Source organism: Flavobacterium sp. (assembly GCF_020217025.1).
Classification (GTDB): domain Bacteria; phylum Bacteroidota; class Bacteroidia; order Flavobacteriales; family Flavobacteriaceae; genus Flavobacterium.
Map to the genome: position 1 here is coordinate 1 of NZ_JAIWOF010000209.1, position 19,675 is coordinate 19,675.

Here is a 19,675-nt window from a genome sequence, read left to right on the forward strand (position 1 = left end):
CGCGTGTGATGGGATTTTAGATGCAACACAATTCGATAAAATCGCCTTTTTTATGCAATATTCTAAGAATGCAATGAAGACGATTTATATGAGTTTTGGACTTTCTTTATTATATAATATTGTAGGACTAAGTTACGCCGTAACTGGGGCTTTAGATCCTATTGTAGCAGCTATTATAATGCCGCTCAGCACAATAACAATTGTAAGTTTTGTAACAATTCTTACAAATTTGTATGCAGGTAAGAAATAAATTGATTAAATTTAAGAAAATTTTAATACATGATAAAAGTCATGTTTTATAAAAACGAGTGGAAGTAACTTTGTTAACACAATTTAAGGTATGAGTGTCATTTATTTATTAATCTCAATTAGTATAATAGTTGCAATAGCATTTTTGATTGCTTTCATTAAAGCAGTTAAAAGTGGTCAATATGATGATGATTATACACCATCAGTCAGAATGTTATTTGACGATGAAATAGTGAAAAAAGAAAATCCTAACAAATTAATACAAACAGAAAAACAAAAATCAATCTAATTATGGAGAAGCAACAATTTTATTACGACAACAAAATTGTAAGGAATTTCCTCTACGCTAGTATAGTCTTTGGTGTAGTGGGGATGTTAGTGGGGCTTATTTTAGCTTTCCTATTTTTGTTTCCAAACTTAACCAGCGGCATATCGTTTTTAAGTTTTGGACGCTTAAGACCTTTACACACCAATGCAGTTATTTTTGCCTTCGTTGGAAACGCAATGTTTGCAGGTATTTATTACTCAATGCAGCGTTTATTAAAAGCAAGAATGTTTAGCGACCTTTTGAGTAAAATTCATTTTTGGGGTTGGCAGTTAATTATAGTTGCTGCAGCCATTACTTTACCATTAGGTTATTCCACTTCTAAAGAATATGCCGAATTAGAATGGCCAATCGATATTGCAATTGCTCTTATTTGGGTAGTTTTTGGTATCAACATGATTGGAACCATTATTAAAAGAAGAGAGCGTCATATTTATGTGGCTATTTGGTTTTACATTGCAACATTTGTAACAGTTGCGGTACTTCACATCTTTAACAGTTTAGAACTACCTGTTTCGTTATCAGGAATGAAATCATATTCAATTTATGCAGGTGTTCAAGATGCTTTAGTACAATGGTGGTACGGACACAATGCGGTAGCATTCTTCTTAACTACACCATTTTTAGGAATGATGTATTACTTCGTACCTAAAGTAGCAAATCGTCCTGTATATTCTTATAGATTATCAATTATTCACTTTTGGTCGTTAATCTTCATTTATATTTGGGCTGGACCTCACCACTTATTATATACTGCTTTACCTGATTGGGCTCAAAATCTTGGAGTTGTTTTCTCTATAATGCTACTTGCACCATCTTGGGGAGGTATGATTAATGGTTTATTAACCTTAAGAGGTGTTTGGGATAAAGTACGTACTGATGCGGTATTGAAATTCTTCGTAGTAGCCATTACAGGTTATGGTATGGCAACTTTTGAAGGACCAATGTTATCATTGAAAAACGTTAACGCAATTGCGCACTTTACAGACTGGATTATTGCACACGTTCACGTTGGTGCTTTAGCTTGGAATGGTTTCTTATCATTTGGTATGATCTATTGGTTAATTCCAAGAATGACAAAAACAAAATTATTCTCTGAAAAATTAGCGAATTTCCATTTCTGGATTGGTACTTTAGGGATTATTTTATATTCGCTTCCATTATATGTTGCAGGATTTACTCAAGCTTCAATGTGGAAACAATTCAAACCAGATGGTGGAGCATTACAATATGGTAACTTCCTTGAAACGGTAACTGAAATTATGCCAATGTATTGGATGCGTGCAGTAGGAGGAACATTATATCTTACAGGGGTTATCGTATTAGTTTACAATGTAATTAGAACCGTTAGACAAGGTTCTCCAGTTGAAAACGAATTAGTTGAAGCTCCAGCATTAGCTGTAATTTCTCCAAACCGTTTAAAAGGAGAAAAATTACACTCTTGGTTAGAAAGAAAACCGGTTCAATTTATGTTATTAACAACTGTTGCGATTTTAATTGGAGGTTTAATTCAAATTTTACCAACGATTTTAGTAAAATCAAATATTCCAACAATTTCGTCAGTTAAACCATATACACCACTTGAGTTACAAGGTAGAGATTTATACATCCGTGAAGGTTGTGTAGGATGTCACTCTCAAATGGTCCGTCCATTCCGTTCAGAAGTAGAGCGTTATGGAGACTATTCTAAAGCAGGAGAATTTGTTTACGATCATCCATTCTTATGGGGTTCTAAACGTACTGGTCCAGATTTAGCTCGTGAAGGTGTTAAAGGAAAACCATTTAATGGAGGTAGAGATGATGTATGGCATTTTAACCACATGTACGATCCTCAAGGATTAAATGAAAAATCAATTATGCCAAGATACCAATGGTTAATTAAAAATGAATTAGATAATTCAACTATTCAAGACAAAATGAGAACCATGGTAACTTTAGGAGTTCCTTATTCTGAGGCAGATATTAATAATGCTCTTAAACATATGGACGAACAAGCTACTAAAATTGAAACTAATTTATTAGCAAATCCAGAAATTAAGAAATCATTTGGAAAAGAAACAGCAGCTCCGTTGAAAAACAGAGAGATTGTAGCACTTATTGCTTACTTACAAAGATTAGGTACTGATACTCAAGTTAAAAAATAAAAGTTATGCTAAAGTTCATTAAACATAATTTAGAAACCATAACGGGAGTAGAAATTTATCCAATCATTTCGTTGACTATTTTCTTTACAGCGTTTGTTTTGTTCACGGTTTGGGCATTTACTTACAGCAAAGAAAAAATCAAAGAAATTAGTGAAATGCCTTTAAACGACGAATAGTCATAATTATAATTAGAGAGAAACTGAAACAACCATGATGTTTTATAATTTTTGGGTAGTTTCATGGTTGTTCAGGTTCTCATAACATCAAAATTTTCAACAAATGAAAAAATTAATTCCATCATACGTAAGAGTTCCATTACTGTTTGCAGTAGTATTTGCAGCTTTGGAATATTTTATCGATTCAGGAGACAGGCCAGCCTTTATAAAGTTTCCTATGGTAGCTTTATTTTTAGGAGTATTCCTTTTCTTATTAATCGCAATCGAAATTGTAATCGATGCCGTTGATAAAGTTACCTATCATTTATTAACAGAAGAGCAAAAGAAACAATTAGCAGAAGCACAAACGGTTTCTTTTACAGAAAGCAAATGGTACCAAAATATTGTTACTAAACTTACTCGCTCTAAAGAAATAGAAAGAGAAGAGGATATCATGTTAGAGCACGACTACGATGGTATCAAAGAGTTAGACAACGTATTACCACCATGGTGGGTATATTTGTTCTATGGTACAATTATTTTTGCTTTAGTTTATTTGGTTCGTTTCCATGTAATGAATGAATACGATCAAGAACAAGAATTTAAAAATGAAGTAGCGTTAGCAGAATTAGAGAAATCGAAAATGCCTAAAGATGCTGCAGAAGAAGTAAGTTATGAAACAGTAGTAGTTTTAACTGATGCTACAAGTTTAGCCAAAGGAAAAGAAATTTTCACAAACGCTTGTGCTGCATGTCACAAAGCTGATGGTGGAGGTTTAGTTGGACCTAACTTAACTGATAAACATTGGATTAATGGAGGAGGAATTAAAAATGTCTTCAAGTTAATTTCTGAAGGAAGTAAAAATAACCCTTCAATGGTGGCTTGGAAAGCTAATTTATCTTCTAAAGACATTCAAAGTGTAGCAAGTTATGTTTTAAGTTTACAAGGTTCTAATCCTCCAGGAGGAAAACCAGCTGAAGGCGAAATATGGGTTGAAACAGCTGAAGCGGCACCAGCAGCTACAGCAGCAGTAGATTCTACTAAAGTAGAAGCTCCTGCAGGAAAATAAAAATAGTAAAAAAGGTTTTGGGAAATTCTCAAAACCTTTTTTAAACTAAAATCAGCATAATTATGTCAAATTTACCAGACGAAAGTTTTAGAGATACCATTGCAACAATTAATGCGGAAGGGAAAAGAAATTTTATTTATCCTAAAAAACCTTCTGGCCCTTTTTACGATAAAAGAAAGTTATTGAGTTATTTTCTTTTGGTTTTTTTAATAGCTTCTCCTTTTATTAAAATTCATGGAAATCAATTTTTGATGTTTAATGTACTGGAAAGACGTTTTAGTATTTTCGGATTTGCATTTTGGCCTCAAGACTTTCATTTGTTTGTTATTTCAATGATTGTTGGAGTAGTTGGATTGACCTTATTTACAGTGGCTTTTGGACGTATTTTTTGTGGTTGGTTTTGTCCGCAAACTATTTTTATGGAAATGGTTTTCAGACGTATCGAATATTGGATTGATGGAGACAGAGGAGCTCAAATGCGATTAGAAAGACAAAAATGGGATGCTGAAAAAATAAGAAAAAGAGTTACAAAATGGACTATCTTTTTTATTTTTTCATTCTTCATTGCTAACGTTTTCCTAGCGTATTTGATTAGCAGCGATGAACTTGTCAAAATGATTACCGAAGGACCAACATCAAATTTAAGTACATTAATTGCGCTTCTAATTTTTACAGCCGTATTCTATTTTGTATTTGCTTGGTTTAGAGAACAAGTTTGTATTATTGCTTGTCCTTACGGAAGAATGCAAGGAGTTTTATTGGATAATAAATCAATAAATGTATCTTATGATCATGTTAGAGGAGAAGGTACAAACGGAAGAAAAAAATGGAGAAATGGTGAAGATAGAACCGCACTGGGTCATGGAGATTGTATCGATTGTAACCAATGTGTGGTAGTTTGTCCAACTGGAATTGACATTCGTAATGGTACTCAGTTAGAATGTATTAACTGTACCGCTTGTATTGATGAATGTGATACCGTTATGGAAAAAGTAGGATTACCAAAAGGATTAATCCGCTATGCCAGCGAAGACGAAATCGTTAAGAAAGAAAAATTCAAGTTAACACTTCGAATGAAAGGTTACATTGGCGTTTTAACTTTGTTAGTTGGCGTTTTAATCGGAATGTTGTTCTTGCGAAATGATGTAGAAGCCAACTTTTTACCAATGTCGGGGCAATTGTTCCAACATAATGGAGCAAACATTCGTAATTTCTACACGTATAAAATTGTCAATAAAACAGAACAAGAATTTGATAATGTTACTGTTAAGATTGTTAATTATAAGGGAGAAATAAAATTAGTGGGAAGTCCAGTTATAAAAGTACCAAAACAAGGTTTAGCAAGTGGAACAATTTACATTGATATTCCAGAAAGTTTGTTAAAAGAAGAAAAGGTACATTTAAAATTAGAATTATATAATGGAGATAAGTTGATTGAAGAAACAGCAACTAATTTCCAAGGACCAAGAAACTTTAATTAAAAAAATATAGCTATGAAATTTAATTGGGGAACCGGAATCGTTATTGCTTTTGCACTTTTTATGACATTCATTTTATCCTATGTATTTAAAGTACAGTCTAATGATAAATATGATCATGAATTAGTAGTAGAAGATTATTATAAAAAAGAAGCAACGGTTCAAGGTGACATAGAAAAACAAGAGAATGCGAATGCATTAACGAATAAAGTAACAATCGAAAATACAGCGGAAGGAATAAAAATTCAATTTCCAGCCGATTTTGATTATTCTAAAATAAATGGAAAAGTGTCCTTATACAGACCGTCTAGTCAGAAATTAGATTTTGAAATTTCGATTTCACTATCTAGTCCACATTTGCTCATACCTAAAAGTAATTTGGCTAGCGGTCTTTGGGACATTTCTATCGATTGGGAATACGATGGTGTGAAATATTTGAACAAAGATTCGTTTAGAATGGAATAATTTCTTTCTTTTGATTTTGAAATTGTTCTTGAATTTGAAATTTAAAATTGATGTTGTATTCAGCTTTTATATTTGGTTTAATCAGTAGTTTTCACTGCATAGGAATGTGCGGTCCAATTGCTATGATGTTACCCGTAGATAGAAGTAATGAAGCAAAAAAAATTACACAAATAATTACGTATCATATTGGAAAATTAACGGCTTACGGGACTTTAGGTTTAATATTCGGACTTTTAGGTAGAAGTTTCTATTTAGCAGGAATGCAACAACAACTTTCGATAATCGTTGGGATTTTGATGATTTTAGTAGCAATAATTCCAGAACGAATATTTGCCAAATACAATTTTTCAAAACCTGTTTATAAAGTAATTACGAAAGTAAAATCAAGTTTAGGCCAACAGTTTAAAAACAAAAGCTACAAATCGTTATTTACTATTGGATTATTGAATGGTTTTTTACCTTGCGGAATGGTCTATGTAGCACTTTTTGGAGCTATCGCGATGCAAAATGTTTCTTTAGGAATAGGGTATATGATACTTTTCGGAATCGGAACAATTCCCATGATGGTAGCAGTTGTTTACGCTTCTGGATTAATTTCATTTTCATTCAGAGGAACGATTCAAAAAGCAATACCGTTAGTAGCGGTAATTATTGGGATGTTATTTATTATAAGAGGTTTAGGGTTAGATATTCCATATTTATCACCAAGTAATATGAGTTTATTTGTGCAACCCGAAGCCAATTGTCATTAAATATTTTAGTTAATAGGGTAAAAGAGTGATGAAGTTTTATACTTTATCACTCTTTTTATTTTATAAAAAAAGCCTCATCAACTGATGAGACTTTTCTATTTATTATAATTATGATTCTTAGTTTACAATAAGTTTCTTAGTTGCAATTGCATTTTCAGAAGCCATTTGAACTAAATAAAATCCACTAGATAAGTTATTCACTCTGTATGAATTATCAACTCGTGTAGGATTTTTAATTTCTTGGATGATTTGTCCGTTGATATTGTATAAAACGATTGATTTTAACTCAGTCTCTGATGTAATTGTAACTTCGTTGTTGATTGCAGGATTTGGATAAATTGAAATAGCATTTTCTAAAGCAAAACTTTCAGATGATAATGCTGCACATTGTGCACTATATATTTGACATACATATTCGGGATGATCAATAAACGGATTTCTATTGTTTTGTCTAGCATATATTGCATTATTTCTCGTAATCTCAAAAACACTTACAGGATCGTTATTATGCCATGTAATAAGCATGTTTAAAAAAGGAGTTGTAAATACTTGATCAGAAGTTCCATTAAACATAACGTATGACCAACTAGCTAATTGATCTTGGTAACGTGTTGCAAAATAAAAGTACATACGTGCTATATCACCTTTGAAAGCATTATTTGGTTCAAATACTTGTCCTGAATAACCCGCAATTGCACTTGATCCATGTTTTCCACCATTATTAGTTGTTGAAGAAACTACTGCAACATTTCCATGAGGATTATCACCACGATCACCATTTACTTTTTTATCAGTTGGAGTTACAAAATGTGCATCATGTCGCATTGGGGCTGCTTGACTAAAAATAGATTGAGGAACAATATGTTCTCTATTATAAACATCACATTCTGAACCTCCTCCAGAACCTGTATCCTGATCTGTGCCATATATAAAACCACATTCACCAGCACTACCTGTAGGGTTTTCAGTATACATGTCATAAATAGTATTGTCATTTTCATAACCAGTACCAGTAAAAACATCTCTATCTGAAGTTTGATAGGTAACCCATAATCCACTATAACCTAAATCAGTTTGATTCTTAATGATATTAAATAATTGTGTTTTTAATGCGTAACCAGTTCCTGTTGCTGTACTATAATAACCAGCAGGAATTTGTGCCCAACCCATTAGTGAACACAATAAAAACGTTAGTAGGTAATGTTTTTTCATATCTATTTATTTTTTCTTTCTAATAATGCCATGTAAAATCCGTCGAAGCCACTTTCACTTGCCAAGACTTTTTGGTCTTTGACAAAGTTAAATTCTTTTCCAATTTCTGTGCTTAAGAAATGCTTAATTTGTTCTTGATTTTCTGAAGGTAATACCGAACAAGTAGCATACACTAATTTTCCACCTGGTTTTACAATTTTTGAATAATTTTCTAACACTTCAGCCTGAACTTTTCGGATGTTATCAATAAATTCAGGTTGTAATTTCCATTTACTATCAGGGTTTCTTTTTAAAACGCCTAATCCACTACAAGGCGCATCGATTAAAACTCTATCGGCTTTTTCGTGTAATTTTTTTATGGTTTTTGTACTTTCAATAACACGAGGTTCAATGTTGAAAGCACCATTTCTTTTAGCACGAATTTTTAATTGCTTTAATTTACTTTCGTATAAATCCATAGCAATTAATTGGCCTTTATTTTCCATTAAAGAAGCCAAATGCAAGGTTTTTCCTCCCGCACCCGCACAAGTATCTACAACGCGCATTCCTGGTTTTACATCCAAGAAATAAGCCACTAATTGAGAAGAAGCGTCTTGTACTTCAAACAAACCATCTTTAAAAGCATCTGTTAAAAAAACATTTGCTCTTTCGGTTAAAATTAAAGCATCTGGATAATCTTTGTGAAACTCAGTTTCAATATTCAAATCCATTAAGATAGCTCTTAATTTTTCTTTGGTAGTTTTAAGTTTATTAACTCTTAAAATTACTTTCGCTTGTTCGTTTTGAGCTGCTAATTCTTTTGTCCAAGTTTCCTCACCTAATTCCTTAACACCCAATTCATCGATCCAATCTGGAATAGATTCTCTGAATTTTCTGGTTTTGGTTAATTCATCAAATTTTCCTTTGATTCTTCTAACCGGTGTATCTTCAAAATATTTCCAATCGGGTAGGGTATAACCTCTTAATACTGCCCAAACGGCAAATATTCTCCAAATTTTATCTCTATCAAAAGGTTCTTTTACTTCTGCAATTTCGGTGTATAAACGTTTCCATCTTACGATTTCGTAAATGGTTTCTGCTACGAATTTTCTATCGTGACTTCCCCAACGTTTGTCTTTTTTAAGTGCTCTAGCAACCACTTTATCAGCGTATTCACCTTCGTTAAAAATCGCCATAAGCGAATCGATTGTTGTGAATACTAAATTTCTGTGTAATCTCATTATTTATTTTAAATCAGCCTGCAAAGATACGAATAAAAATAAAAAAAGCTGCCAAAATTGACAGCTTTAATATTTATCCTCTTCCGCTTCCTCTTCCTTCGGAACCTCTTGAGTTTGAATTGCCTCGTGGAGCGCTATTTCGTGGTTGTGAGTTACCTCTTGAAGAATTTCCTCTAACTTCGGAATTTCCTCTGTTACCATTACTTGTTACTGTTCCTCGTTCTCTTGGTGAATTACTTCTGTTTTCAGAATATTCTCTACCACGATTTGATTTTGGTCCATCGTTTCTTCCTCTATTTTCGTTAGTAACTCTTGGTGAATTTCCTCTGTTTTCAGTAACAACTCTTGTACCAGAATTTCCTCTTGTTCCGTTGTTTCTTGGATTACTTGTTTCAGTTCGAGTTCTTGGCGTTGTTCCATTATATTCTCTTGTTTCACGAGTTCCTCTTGGTGAGTTTGAAGTTATTTCGCTTCTATTTCTCGGAGAATTGATATTTCTTCTTGAATCTAATTCATAACGGTTTGAATATCCTGAATTTCTATGTGCGAAGGAACGATTTGGATGCATTCTTTCGTAACCATTTCCTCTTCTTCCATAATAATTGTTATAAACTGAAGCACATCTTCTGTGTGAAACATAATGATAACTGTGACCAAAATTGATATGAAGATGAATGTGATTTCTATATCTAAAAATTGGGAACGGATTCCAGTAGCTATAGTAACTAGGATAATAACCCCAATACCATGATGAATAATACGGACGATAATTTCCTACCCAAAAAGTGGTATAAATTATTGGAGTATGCACATAAACAGGTTCGTAAATATAATTGGTTCCATACATGTAAACATCACCAACAACTTGTACTTGAACTCGGTTGTTGCTATCTCGTTCTACTTCAATTGTAGCGACATCTTGAAAAACATCTTTTTCCAAAACAGCTTGCACCACAACTAAATGCACGTTTCCTTCAACTGTTTCAATAACTCTTAAATAATCGACATAATTATCGTTATTCAAATCTAAATTGGAGATTTGAGTTTTAGGATCATTCAACCTTCTTTCAAAATCTTCTAAGTCTTTTGCATCACCAAAAACAGTAGCAACCGCTCTTAAATCTAAGTTATCGCTGATATCCGAATTTTTTGCTGTAACCGTAGTTTTATCTTGTGCAAAAAGTGAACCTATAGTCAATGAAGCCAGTAAGCTCAGATGTATCAATTTCGTTTTCATAATATATTCGTTTTAAGGTTCTTATTTCTATTTTTGAATAACCAATTACTGTGCCAAAGTTTTTTAAATGAAATTAACTTATTGATTGTTAGTTGTTTGTAAAATATGTTTTTCCTTTGCAACATTTCCATTATATTTGAAAATAAAAACTAACTAATGAAGAAAATAGTTGCATTTCTGTTATTCATAAATATTTCTGTAATAGCTCAAAATAAAAAATTTAATTCGGAAGTAATTCTCGAAACGAAATTGAGTTGTAGAGCTATTTTAGTTGACGATGAAAAAGTTTGGATGGGAATGGATAAAGGTCGTTACGGATTTTACGATAAAAAGAAAGATACCACTATCATAAAAGAAATTCAATCCGTTGCCCGAACTACAGAATTTAGAAGTATAGCAGGAACCAAAGAAGCTATTTTCATTCTAGCTGTTGGAAATCCTGCGATGTTGATTCGTATTGATAAAAAAACATTGGAAGAAACTGTTGTTTATAAAGAAGAACACGAAAAAGTATTTTACGATAGTATGCAATTTGTAGATAATTTAAACGGATTTGCCATGGGTGACCCAATTGAAAATTGTTTAGCATTCATAAAAACGAATGATGGAGGCAAAACGTGGCAAAAAGTAAATTGTGATGTTTTACCAAAAGTTTCAGAAGGTGAAGCCGCTTTTGCAACAAGTAACACCAATTTAACTATAAAAGGAAAATCGATTTTTATGGTTTCTGGTGGGAAGAAATCGAGAGTTTTTGTTTCTAAAGATTTTGGAGCAACTTGGAAAGTTTATGAAACACCAATAGCACAAGGAGAAACCATGACTGGAATTTTCACTGCTGACTTTTACAATGAAAAACTCGGAATTATTGCAGGTGGAAATTACGAAAAACAAGACCAAAATTGGGCCAACAAAGCTATTACTAAAAACGGTGGAAAAACTTGGAAATTAATCGCTGAAAAAGAAGCTTTTGGTTATGCTTCTTGCGTTCAGTTTGTTCCAAATAGTAACGGAAAAAAGCTTATTTCTGTTGGTGGAACAGGCATGTTTTATTCGGGTAATTTTGGCAAAAATTGGACAAAATTCTCAGATGATAAAGATTTTTTTACTTTCAGATTTGAATCAGAGAAAGTCTTTTATGCAACAGGAAGAAATAAGTTGGTTCGATTTGAAATAGAATAAAAAAAAGCGTTCAACTATTGCTGAACGCCTTTTATTTTATAACTAACCTCTTCTTTTTTCACGCATTTGTTTTAATAATTCTCTATTAAAATCTTCTTCGGCTTTTTTAAGTTTGATGATTTTCTTAGCACTAATTACACCTTGTAAGTCTTTAATAAATTTTTTTCTTAGGTTAAATAGATTCTCTTCTAAACTTTCCATTTGAACTAAAAGAGCAGAAGCTTCTTTTTCGCTTAATTTATCAACACTTCCTGGTCTAAAACGATCTAAAATAGCTCTCATTTTTTCATGACGCAACTCCGCTTGTTTGTCATCAAATGCATTGTAGAGTGGCCAAAATTTTTGAGCTTCTTCTGTTGTTAGTTCTAACTGTTCTGTTATGTAAGCAACTTTTAGTGCTTTTACTTTTTCTCTTTTTTCTTTAAAATCCTGTGAAAAGGATACAGATGAAATAAAAAGTAATATAATTGGTAATATAAATTTCGTTTTCATGGGTAAATTATTATTCGTTAATATAGTAATCTAAATTTTCTGATTCGGAAAGATAATCTTCCACAGCATCAGAATTAGCTTCATTTATTGATAAATTATTTTCTAATTCAGCAATGTCTTCATCGGTTAAGTGTTTTGACAACTCAGTGATTCCAATTCCCTGTTGTTGAGATAGATATATTTCTATAGTTCCAGCATCTAAATTGTTTTCTTTTGCCATATTAAAATAAACCGGAATTGCAATGGCAAGTAAAAGAACAGCTGCAATAGCACTTATCCAAACTTGTTTTCTATAAAATAAAGAAACAACTTTAGTTTCCTTTTCTTTAGAAATTTGTTCCATCATTTTTGCTTCGAATTGCTCAAAGTAGTTTTCTGGAACTTTAAATCCCGATTTAATTTCTTTGTTATTTTCTAAATCAAATTGTTTCATATCTATTGGACAAAAATAAGGCTAAAAGGTTTAATTGGTATGTAAAAATTCTTCAATTTTCTTAACTGCTATATGATAACTTGCTTTCAAAGCACCAACAGAAGTTCCTAAAATTTCGGACATTTCTTCGTATTTTAATTCTTCAAAATATTTCATTTTAAAGACCATTTGTTGTTTTTCAGGCAAAATAGCAATGGCTTTTTGTAATTTCAGTTGGATTTCATCGCCATCAAAAAATACATCACTTTCTAATTTATTTATCGCTTTTTGTTGGGCTTCTTCATTTGAAATTCCTTGTTTTTTTGCTCTTTGTTGCATGAAGGTTATGGCTTCATTGGTGGCAATTCGGTACATCCAAGAATATAATTTGCTATCGCCTTTGAAATTTTTCAGATTGCCAAAAACTTTTACAAACGTATTTTGAAGTACATCATCGGCATCATAATGATTTAAAACCATGTTTCTAATGTGATAATACAATGGTTTTTGATACAATTGTAATAGCTTTCGAAACGCTTCGTTCTGCGTTTTCGGGTTTAATAATTCTGAGATGAAAGCTTTTTCGTCTTGCAAAATGCGATATTTGTTTATAGGACTAAAGATATTCAAAAAGGTTTAATTTTAATTTTTGTTTTAGTAAAAAAACAAGTTTCCCTTTGTAACTTTGCTTTGTAGAAATAAAATAACGATGAAAGATTTAAGCAATTATAGAAAATCATACGAAAAGAGTGAGTTATTGGAAAATCAAATTCCAGAAGATCCAATAAATTTATTTCATAAATGGTTTTATGAAGCGGAAGAATTAAATGCAGCCGAGGAAGTAAATGCTATGACCGTTACAACCATAGGTTTAGATGGTTTCCCGAAAGCTCGCGTGGTATTGCTTAAAAAGTTCAATGAAGAAGGTTTTATTTTTTATACCAACTACAATTCCGAAAAAGGAAAAGCCATTTTGAATAACCCGCATATTTGTTTGTCTTTCTTTTGGCCAACGGTGGAACGTCAGATTATCATTAAAGGGATTGCTGAAAAAACGGCTGATGTTATATCAGATAATTATTTTGCTTCTCGACCAGATGGAAGTAAATTAGGAGCTATTGTTTCGCCACAAAGTGAAGTAATTCCGAATCGAGAGTTTTTAGAGAATAATTTGAAAGCCTTAGAAAAAGAGTGGGAGGGAAAAGAAATTTTGCGTCCAGCGCATTGGGGTGGTTTTTTAGTGCGCCCTGTAGAAGTAGAGTTTTGGCAAGGAAGACCAAATCGTTTACATGATCGAATTCGCTATCAATTAACCAACGAATACGATTGGAAAATAGATCGTTTATCTCCTTGATATTCAATTTTTTAAAATAGAATAGAAATAAAAAAAATCCTAAGCTTTACAACTTAGGATTTTTTTTATTTCTGTAAGTAAAGTTTTAAGCAATTGATACTCAAATGTTTAAAACGTTAAATTTTAATGCATTTCATCGATTTTTTTTGTTAGTCACCGATATTTTTGTACTTTAGTCTTGTTAATCAAACACTTAATCGGTTTTTTTGGTTTTTATTAACAAAACAACAACTACTAAATAAAATACGCAACTTATGAAAAAATTAATCATTACTCTTTTTGCCCTAACAATTGGTATATCATCTTTGACTTCATGTTCTGCTGATTCAGAAAGTGCAACAAGCACTACAAATAATTCAAACGAAACAGTAAAATCTTATACCCATTCTGATCTAGAATTAGAATTATTAGACGAAGTTAATGCTTACCGAGTTTCAGTAGGATTAAATCCACTACAAATCATTGAACACATTTCATACAAATCTTCAGAACACAACGATTATATGTTAGCAACGCATACAGTTACTCATGAAGGTTTTGAAGAAAGAAAATCTAATTTACAAGAAGTATTAGGTGCTTACCGTGTAGGAGAAAATGTTGCTTATGCCTATTCATCAGCTCAATCGACAGTTAATGCTTGGGTAAACAGTCCAAGTCATAAAGCTAATTTAGAAGGCGATTACACCCATTTTGGTGCTTCGATTAAAACAGATGAACAAGGTAGAAAATACTACACGAATATGTTCATCAAAAAATAAAATTTCATGTTTGTTTATAGAAAAAGCAGCTATTTGTTAGAATAGCTGCTTTTTTAATGTCCCTTGGCTTTGCGAAGTTTGACAGATTTATTATCTCCATTCAATTAGGATTTAAGCCAAATATACAGAAAGATAATCCATTAAACTATCAAACCCAAATTTCGAAAAGTCACTATTAGCGGCATTTTTCACATGAAATCTTGAAGTTTTTCAATAATTGTTGGCATCTGTAATTCGATTCCTTTTTCAACTGCTTTAGTTGATAAATTTCCTATCCATGTCAAAATCTTTTTGCCAATCCCTTTTTTATCTTCTTGCTGAATTATAGTTTTTAATTCATTACTTTGATTTGAATCAACTCCTAATTTTTCAAGTTCTTTGATTAACTCCTCTATTTTTTGATCTGCGACGATGCTTTGACTTATATTGTCGCCGATATCAATGTTCGAATTAGAATTGTTTCCATAAATATTCTGTGTAATTATATTTTGAACTTTTTGATTATTTGCGTTTGAATCGACGTAATCATTTTCTAAATTTGGAAATTTCTCATTCAACTCTAAAAGTGTGTCAATTAATCTTTGTTTAGTTTGTTCTAATATAAAATCTATTTGAGATAATTGAATTCTACGTTTTATTGCAATTATACTCTCGCCTTCCGTTGTCATTTTTTTAAACTGATTTGTCAAATCCATTGGGAAATAGTCATATCCATATTGGTTTTTTCCACTTTGGCTTTGGCCAAGTTCTAACGTGCCAATACTTTGAGTAATTCTCATTTCGTTAAACGAGTATTCTCCAGCCCAATCTTTTATTGCGGTTACATCCACTGGGATTGTTTTTGTTCCTTGAAATGGTATTATAACTTCAGCGAAAATATCACAGGAAATTATTCTGTATTTTGGCAACTCTCTACCGCTATAACCTCCAATTTCTCCAACTAACCATTCTTTGAAATCATGATTGTTTATTTTATATGCAATAATTTTTGCTCTCGTAAGACCTTGACTTAAAGTTATTTTGTCAAAGGTTAAATCTTCAATTAGTTGTTTTATCATGAATGCTTAATTAAAATTACCACTAACTATTAATTGACATTAAATATATAAAACTTTTATTACATAAAAAAGCAGCTATTACGAGAATAACTGCTTTTATTAAAAATGATATAGATAGGTGTGTAGGTTACATTTTTAGTACGATAAATTCGCTTCGTCTATTTTTTTGATGTTCTGCTTCGCTACACGGAACGTCGTCTGAACAATTGTTTACCAATTGGGTTTCTCCATATCCTTTTGCGGTCAATCTATTACGTTTGATACCGTTTTTAACCATAAATTCTAAAGTAGATTTTGCTCGTCTGTCTGATAACAGTTCGTTGTATTTGTGCGTTTGTCTACTATCGGTATGCGAACGAATATCTATTGTCATGTTTGGATATTGGTTCATAACAGCTATGATTTTTTCTAAATCTTCTGCAGCATCTGGGCGAATATTCCATTTGTCTAAATCGAAATAAATGATACTAACATCTAGTATTTTTGCTAAATCTGTTCCTACTTCAACTGGGAAGATGTTTCGTTTTAATTCGATATTTAACTTAGATTCACCTGTTTTGGTTACTGGACCAAATGATTTTTCAGTAGTTTCATATTCTTCTTTTGATGCTCTTACGTAATATTTTTTATTACACTCAACTTTAAAAGAATATACTCCTTTATCTGAAGAAGTAGTTTCGCTAATTTTATTCATTTTATCATCAAAAAGAATCACTTTAGCATTTGGTAAAATTTCTTTTGTATCTATATCGGTAATTAAACCTGATAAAGTATGAGTACAAACAGTAAAAGTGTAAATGTCGTCAAATCCAGTTCCTCCATCTCTGTTGGAAGAGAAAAATCCTAAACCATCTTTGTTAGTAATGTATCCAAAATCGTCCATTGGACTGTTTAATGGTTTTCCTACATTGACAGGTTTTTCAAATGAGTTCTTATTGGCTTTAGCTTCAAAAATATCTAGTCCACCAAGTCCTGGGTGTCCATCAGATGCGAAAAACAAATTGTTATCAGCATCTACAAAAGGGAAGGTTTCTCTTCCTTCTGTATTTATAGTTGGCCCTAAATTTTCTGGTGAACCAAAATTACCATTAGAATCAATAGATACTTTGTATAAGTCAGAATTTCCAAAACTTCCCGGCATATCGGAAGCAAAATACATAGTTTTTTCATCTGGACTCAATGTCGGATGCGCTGTTTTGTAATTATCGTTAGAAAAAGGCAATTCTTTTACATTCGTCCATTCACCATTGATTAATTCAGCTTTGTAAATTTTTTCCATGATAACTTTGTCATCACTTTTTCGTTTTTTACCGTCGTTGTAATTGTTTCGGGTAAAATACATAGTTTTTCCATCTTTTGTGAAGACAGGTGAGGACTCATTATATTTAGTATTTACAGTTTTAGAAAAGTTTTCTACACTTCCTAATTTTCCTTCGTTATCAATTGAAGCAACGAATAAATCAGTGAAGTTTTGTTTTGTCCATTCGTGAATTTTAGAGTACTGATTGCCCTCGCTTCGAGAAGAAGTAAATACAATTTGTTTTCCAAAAAATGTTGGGCCATAATCATAAAACTCTGAATTTATATCCGTTTTATCCATGGTGTATTTTCCAGAAACGGCATCAATATCAGTTAAATAATCTTTATTCTCTTGGAATAATTTAGCTCTAGTATCGTTTGTTTTTTGAGCAAATAATTCCATATACTGATTTGATTTTTCGTAATTACCTTCTGCTTTTAAGGCTTGTGCATATCTAAAATAATACTCTGAATCTACTTCTTGATTAAGGGCAAAAAGTTCACCATACCATTTAGAAGCTTTATCTAATTCACCATTGAAATAGTAAGCATTCCCCAATTTTTCGAATAATTCAGCAGATTTGTATCCTTTTTCGGCCACTTTCTCATAAATTTCGATTGCATCTATATAAGAGTATTTATCGTATTTTTTGTCTGCTTTGTTTAGTTTAGACCCTTGTGCAAAAGCACCAATTGTGATGCTTAAGACGAATACTAGTGTGTATAATGTTTTCATAATCGGAAAATTTAAAAGAATCTAGGTGCTGAAACTCTACTTCTGTTGAAAAACTCATAGCGTAGGAATATCTCGTGAGAACCTGAATTGTAGTTGGCAAGTTTCGTTGTTTCTAAATCATAACCATATCCAATGAACCAAGAATCGGAAATTTGAAATCCAGCTAAAGCACTCACGGAAGCATCCCATCTGTATGCAGCTCCTAATGTTAGTTTATCAAAGAACAAAAAGTTAGCTGTTATATCTGCTTGTAACGGAGCCCCTTCTACAATTTTACTTAAGACAGCAGGTTTAAAATCGATGTTATCACTCAGTGTAAATACATGACCAGCAATAAAATAGAAGTGCATTTTTTCTTTTGTAATTTCAATATTATTATCATTGTATCTATAAGATTCGAAAAAATTTGGTACAGATAATCCAAAATAAGTCTTATCAGAAAACAAATACAGGCCGGCACCAACATTTGGTGAAAATTCCGTATTCATATTTTGAAATTGAGGGTCAGCTGGATCATATATTCTCAATTTATTTACATCTAATTGAAATAAATTTCCTGTTCCTTTTAAACCTAGCGATAATTTATAATTTTCAGAAATTTGAATAAAATAAGCCAAATCAACAGAAATTTGATTTTCTGCTACGGGACCAATTTCATCGTTAACAAAATTTAATCCTACACCAAAGTTTGAATCTCCAACAGGCATATTTATTGAAAAATTATTTGTTACTGGTGCGCCATCTAATCCTACCCACTGATTTCTGTGGAGCAAGAAAGCTGTAATAGTTTCCCTAGAACCCGCATAAGCTGGGTTTATAAGGGGCGTATTGTACATATATTGAGTATATTGAGAATCCTGTTGAGAATACATACTTTGTAAAATGAATGCACAAATTATAGTTAAAATCGTTTTCATCTTGTTCGTATTTTAAGTTGCTTTAATTTATTAACGGTTAAGGTATAAGTATCCTGATCGATCATGTTTCTTATTTTCTTCATCTGTATATTTCAGAATGTAAAAGTAAGTTCCGTCTGGTAGAAGTTCATTTTTATTAACGGTACTTCTGCCTTCAGATATTCCTTTAAACGATTTAAGATTATTATCATAACCGGTTTCGTCATAAACTAAAATTCCCCATCTATTGTAAATTTCTACTGTATTATCGGGATAACATTCAAGTCCGTCGATGAAAAAGATATCGTTAGAGCCATCATCATTTGGTGAAACTGCATTGTAAACTGTAATATCACAAGCGGCTAACACCACACAATCATCATTTACATTTAAATATACTTCATAAATCATCGGACAAGTATTGTCTCCTAATTCAACAACATACTGCAAAGTGTAGAATCCTAAAGTTACATTAGTTGGATCAAAAATACTTCCTGTTAATCCACCAGAACTAGTAACTTCATGCCATTCTCCAGTTGTAGGAATTGAATCGTCTAATATAGTAAATAAATCTATTGGATCGTCTTCAATACAAATTGCGAAAGGAATTGCGTCGAATGGTTCTTCAACACTAACATTTATAGTTTGTGTAAAATTAGCTTCGTTTCCACAATTATCAGAAACAGCCCATTCACGAACAATAATATATTCATAAATTGAAATGATAGTTGATGTCTCGTTATAAATTACATTTTGAATACCAGAACAATTATCTGTGAAAACTAACTCTGGAACTTCTGGAATTTCAGAACATAAAACATTTATTTGAGTGTTTAATTGGCTTGTTAAAGTAGGAGGAGTATTATCAAAAACAGTTATGATTTGAGTATAACTAGAACTGTTATTACAGCTATCAGTTATAGTCCAAGTTCTATTGATACTATATGCACCCTCACATTGTGACTCTTCTCTGTCAATTGTATCTAATACTGTTATAGTTACATCACTACAATTATCTGTTCCTGTCATAATTGCAGGGTTTGGAATTGCATCACAAGAAACAGAAATATTTTGAGGTAATTCGCTTGTGAAAACAGGATTTGTTGTATCGATGATGGTAAAAGTAGCAGTAGTTGCAGCACTGTTTCCACAAGAATCAGTAGCTGTAAAAGTCACTGTTGCCGA

General features: G+C 32.0%; 20 protein-coding genes and 1 pseudogene. 11 read left to right on the plus strand and 10 right to left on the minus strand.

Features of this window, described 5'->3' with window-relative positions; all coding sequences use genetic code 11:
- The 8 genes and pseudogenes from LDL23_RS10820 to LDL23_RS10855 form a co-directional block, all read left to right on the plus strand.
- Positions 1–250: pseudogene (locus LDL23_RS10820) on the plus strand (heavy metal translocating P-type ATPase); the annotation flags it as partial.
- A gap of 90 nt (positions 251–340) precedes the next feature.
- Positions 341–538, plus strand: a complete 198-nt coding sequence (gene ccoS, locus LDL23_RS10825; protein WP_291265712.1) for a cbb3-type cytochrome oxidase assembly protein CcoS — start codon at positions 341–343, stop codon at positions 536–538.
- Positions 539–540: 2 nt separating this feature from the next.
- Entirely contained in the window at positions 541–2,718 is a 2,178-nt protein-coding gene (gene ccoN, locus LDL23_RS10830) for a cytochrome-c oxidase, cbb3-type subunit I (protein WP_291265713.1), read from the plus strand.
- Between the two features lie 5 nt (positions 2,719–2,723).
- Positions 2,724–2,894 carry a CcoQ/FixQ family Cbb3-type cytochrome c oxidase assembly chaperone gene (locus LDL23_RS10835; RefSeq protein ID WP_133607121.1) on the plus strand — a complete coding sequence of 57 codons (171 nt, stop codon included), beginning with the start codon at positions 2,724–2,726 and terminating at the stop codon, positions 2,892–2,894.
- A gap of 103 nt (positions 2,895–2,997) precedes the next feature.
- The gene (locus LDL23_RS10840; protein ID WP_291265714.1) at positions 2,998–3,942 is read left to right on the plus strand and encodes a cbb3-type cytochrome c oxidase N-terminal domain-containing protein; all 945 of its coding nucleotides are present in this window, start codon (positions 2,998–3,000) and stop codon (positions 3,940–3,942) included.
- Positions 3,943–4,004: 62 nt separating this feature from the next.
- A complete protein-coding gene (gene ccoG, locus LDL23_RS10845) occupies positions 4,005–5,423 on the plus strand; it encodes a cytochrome c oxidase accessory protein CcoG (protein ID WP_291265715.1) in 1,419 nt (472 codons plus the stop codon).
- Between the two features lie 12 nt (positions 5,424–5,435).
- Complete coding sequence (locus tag LDL23_RS10850) at positions 5,436–5,885, plus strand: FixH family protein (protein WP_291265716.1); 450 nt, start codon at positions 5,436–5,438, stop codon at positions 5,883–5,885.
- Positions 5,886–5,935: 50 nt separating this feature from the next.
- Positions 5,936–6,637 carry a sulfite exporter TauE/SafE family protein gene (locus tag LDL23_RS10855; protein ID WP_291265717.1) on the plus strand — a complete coding sequence of 234 codons (702 nt, stop codon included), beginning with the start codon at positions 5,936–5,938 and terminating at the stop codon, positions 6,635–6,637.
- Positions 6,638–6,754: 117 nt separating this feature from the next.
- Here LDL23_RS10855 and LDL23_RS10860 read toward each other — a convergent pair whose 3' ends face one another.
- The 3 genes from LDL23_RS10860 to LDL23_RS10870 all read right to left on the minus strand — a co-directional run bounded on the left by LDL23_RS10860 (position 6,755) and on the right by LDL23_RS10870 (position 10,306).
- The gene (locus LDL23_RS10860; protein ID WP_291265718.1) at positions 6,755–7,849 is read right to left on the minus strand and encodes an endonuclease; all 1,095 of its coding nucleotides are present in this window, start codon (positions 7,847–7,849) and stop codon (positions 6,755–6,757) included.
- Positions 7,850–7,851: 2 nt separating this feature from the next.
- Complete coding sequence (locus tag LDL23_RS10865) at positions 7,852–9,069, minus strand: methyltransferase domain-containing protein (RefSeq protein ID WP_291265719.1); 1,218 nt, start codon at positions 9,067–9,069, stop codon at positions 7,852–7,854.
- 73 nt (positions 9,070–9,142) lie between these two features.
- Complete coding sequence (locus LDL23_RS10870) at positions 9,143–10,306, minus strand: hypothetical protein (RefSeq protein ID WP_291265720.1); 1,164 nt, start codon at positions 10,304–10,306, stop codon at positions 9,143–9,145.
- A 156-nt stretch (positions 10,307–10,462) separates the two neighbouring features.
- Between LDL23_RS10870 and LDL23_RS10875 the strand changes: the two genes are divergently transcribed.
- Positions 10,463–11,485 (plus strand): oxidoreductase, encoded by a 1,023-nt coding sequence (locus LDL23_RS10875; RefSeq protein WP_291265721.1) that lies wholly within the window; start codon positions 10,463–10,465, stop codon positions 11,483–11,485.
- Positions 11,486–11,527: 42 nt separating this feature from the next.
- On the opposite strand, the gene LDL23_RS10880 is transcribed toward LDL23_RS10875, so the two are convergent.
- The 3 genes from LDL23_RS10880 to LDL23_RS10890 are packed head-to-tail and all read right to left on the minus strand — an operon-like array spanning position 11,528 to position 12,983.
- The gene (locus tag LDL23_RS10880) at positions 11,528–11,977 is read right to left on the minus strand and encodes a hypothetical protein (protein ID WP_026726116.1); all 450 of its coding nucleotides are present in this window, start codon (positions 11,975–11,977) and stop codon (positions 11,528–11,530) included.
- A 10-nt stretch (positions 11,978–11,987) separates the two neighbouring features.
- Positions 11,988–12,410 carry a hypothetical protein gene (locus tag LDL23_RS10885; protein WP_291265722.1) on the minus strand — a complete coding sequence of 141 codons (423 nt, stop codon included), beginning with the start codon at positions 12,408–12,410 and terminating at the stop codon, positions 11,988–11,990.
- Between the two features lie 30 nt (positions 12,411–12,440).
- Positions 12,441–12,983: a sigma-70 family RNA polymerase sigma factor gene (locus tag LDL23_RS10890; protein WP_291265723.1), complete on the minus strand. Its 543-nt coding sequence runs from the start codon at positions 12,981–12,983 to the stop codon at positions 12,441–12,443.
- Between the two features lie 115 nt (positions 12,984–13,098).
- On the opposite strand from LDL23_RS10890, the gene pdxH reads away from it, so the two are divergent.
- Together pdxH and LDL23_RS10900 are read left to right on the plus strand one after the other, a co-directional pair.
- Positions 13,099–13,743: a pyridoxamine 5'-phosphate oxidase gene (pdxH, locus tag LDL23_RS10895; protein WP_291265724.1), complete on the plus strand. Its 645-nt coding sequence runs from the start codon at positions 13,099–13,101 to the stop codon at positions 13,741–13,743.
- 254 nt (positions 13,744–13,997) lie between these two features.
- The gene (locus LDL23_RS10900; RefSeq protein WP_026726120.1) at positions 13,998–14,501 is read left to right on the plus strand and encodes a CAP domain-containing protein; all 504 of its coding nucleotides are present in this window, start codon (positions 13,998–14,000) and stop codon (positions 14,499–14,501) included.
- A 188-nt stretch (positions 14,502–14,689) separates the two neighbouring features.
- On the opposite strand, the gene LDL23_RS10905 is transcribed toward LDL23_RS10900, so the two are convergent.
- From LDL23_RS10905 to LDL23_RS10920, 4 genes are all read right to left on the minus strand, one after another.
- Positions 14,690–15,559, minus strand: coding sequence for a hypothetical protein (locus LDL23_RS10905; protein ID WP_291265725.1), 870 nt, complete (start codon positions 15,557–15,559; stop codon positions 14,690–14,692).
- 127 nt (positions 15,560–15,686) lie between these two features.
- Positions 15,687–17,594, minus strand: a complete 1,908-nt coding sequence (locus LDL23_RS10910; RefSeq protein ID WP_291265726.1) for an OmpA family protein — start codon at positions 17,592–17,594, stop codon at positions 15,687–15,689.
- An 11-nt stretch (positions 17,595–17,605) separates the two neighbouring features.
- Positions 17,606–18,511, minus strand: coding sequence for a type IX secretion system membrane protein PorP/SprF (locus LDL23_RS10915; protein WP_291265727.1), 906 nt, complete (start codon positions 18,509–18,511; stop codon positions 17,606–17,608).
- 30 nt (positions 18,512–18,541) lie between these two features.
- Positions 18,542–19,675 (minus strand): gliding motility-associated C-terminal domain-containing protein (locus LDL23_RS10920; RefSeq protein ID WP_291265728.1); only part of this gene is annotated, 1,134 nt, incomplete at its 5' end.

What these genes read in the sequence shown, in the direction of transcription:
- pdxH (WP_291265724.1), top strand. Translation starts at nt 13,099, where the DNA reads ATGAAAGATTTAAGCAATTATAGAAAATCATACGAAAAGAGTGAGTTA.
- LDL23_RS10915 (WP_291265727.1), bottom strand. Translation starts at nt 18,511, where the DNA reads ATGAAAACGATTTTAACTATAATTTGTGCATTCATTTTACAAAGTATG.
- LDL23_RS10900 (WP_026726120.1), top strand. Translation starts at nt 13,998, where the DNA reads ATGAAAAAATTAATCATTACTCTTTTTGCCCTAACAATTGGTATATCA.
- LDL23_RS10905 (WP_291265725.1), bottom strand. Translation starts at nt 15,559, where the DNA reads ATGATAAAACAACTAATTGAAGATTTAACCTTTGACAAAATAACTTTA.
- LDL23_RS10860 (WP_291265718.1), bottom strand. Translation starts at nt 7,849, where the DNA reads ATGAAAAAACATTACCTACTAACGTTTTTATTGTGTTCACTAATGGGT.
- LDL23_RS10865 (WP_291265719.1), bottom strand. Translation starts at nt 9,069, where the DNA reads ATGAGATTACACAGAAATTTAGTATTCACAACAATCGATTCGCTTATG.
- ccoG (WP_291265715.1), top strand. Translation starts at nt 4,005, where the DNA reads ATGTCAAATTTACCAGACGAAAGTTTTAGAGATACCATTGCAACAATT.
- LDL23_RS10870 (WP_291265720.1), bottom strand. Translation starts at nt 10,306, where the DNA reads ATGAAAACGAAATTGATACATCTGAGCTTACTGGCTTCATTGACTATA.
- LDL23_RS10875 (WP_291265721.1), top strand. Translation starts at nt 10,463, where the DNA reads ATGAAGAAAATAGTTGCATTTCTGTTATTCATAAATATTTCTGTAATA.
- LDL23_RS10835 (WP_133607121.1), top strand. Translation starts at nt 2,724, where the DNA reads ATGCTAAAGTTCATTAAACATAATTTAGAAACCATAACGGGAGTAGAA.
- LDL23_RS10880 (WP_026726116.1), bottom strand. Translation starts at nt 11,977, where the DNA reads ATGAAAACGAAATTTATATTACCAATTATATTACTTTTTATTTCATCT.
- LDL23_RS10855 (WP_291265717.1), top strand. Translation starts at nt 5,936, where the DNA reads ATGTTGTATTCAGCTTTTATATTTGGTTTAATCAGTAGTTTTCACTGC.
- LDL23_RS10850 (WP_291265716.1), top strand. Translation starts at nt 5,436, where the DNA reads ATGAAATTTAATTGGGGAACCGGAATCGTTATTGCTTTTGCACTTTTT.
- LDL23_RS10910 (WP_291265726.1), bottom strand. Translation starts at nt 17,594, where the DNA reads ATGAAAACATTATACACACTAGTATTCGTCTTAAGCATCACAATTGGT.
- LDL23_RS10840 (WP_291265714.1), top strand. Translation starts at nt 2,998, where the DNA reads ATGAAAAAATTAATTCCATCATACGTAAGAGTTCCATTACTGTTTGCA.
- ccoN (WP_291265713.1), top strand. Translation starts at nt 541, where the DNA reads ATGGAGAAGCAACAATTTTATTACGACAACAAAATTGTAAGGAATTTC.
- ccoS (WP_291265712.1), top strand. Translation starts at nt 341, where the DNA reads ATGAGTGTCATTTATTTATTAATCTCAATTAGTATAATAGTTGCAATA.
- LDL23_RS10885 (WP_291265722.1), bottom strand. Translation starts at nt 12,410, where the DNA reads ATGAAACAATTTGATTTAGAAAATAACAAAGAAATTAAATCGGGATTT.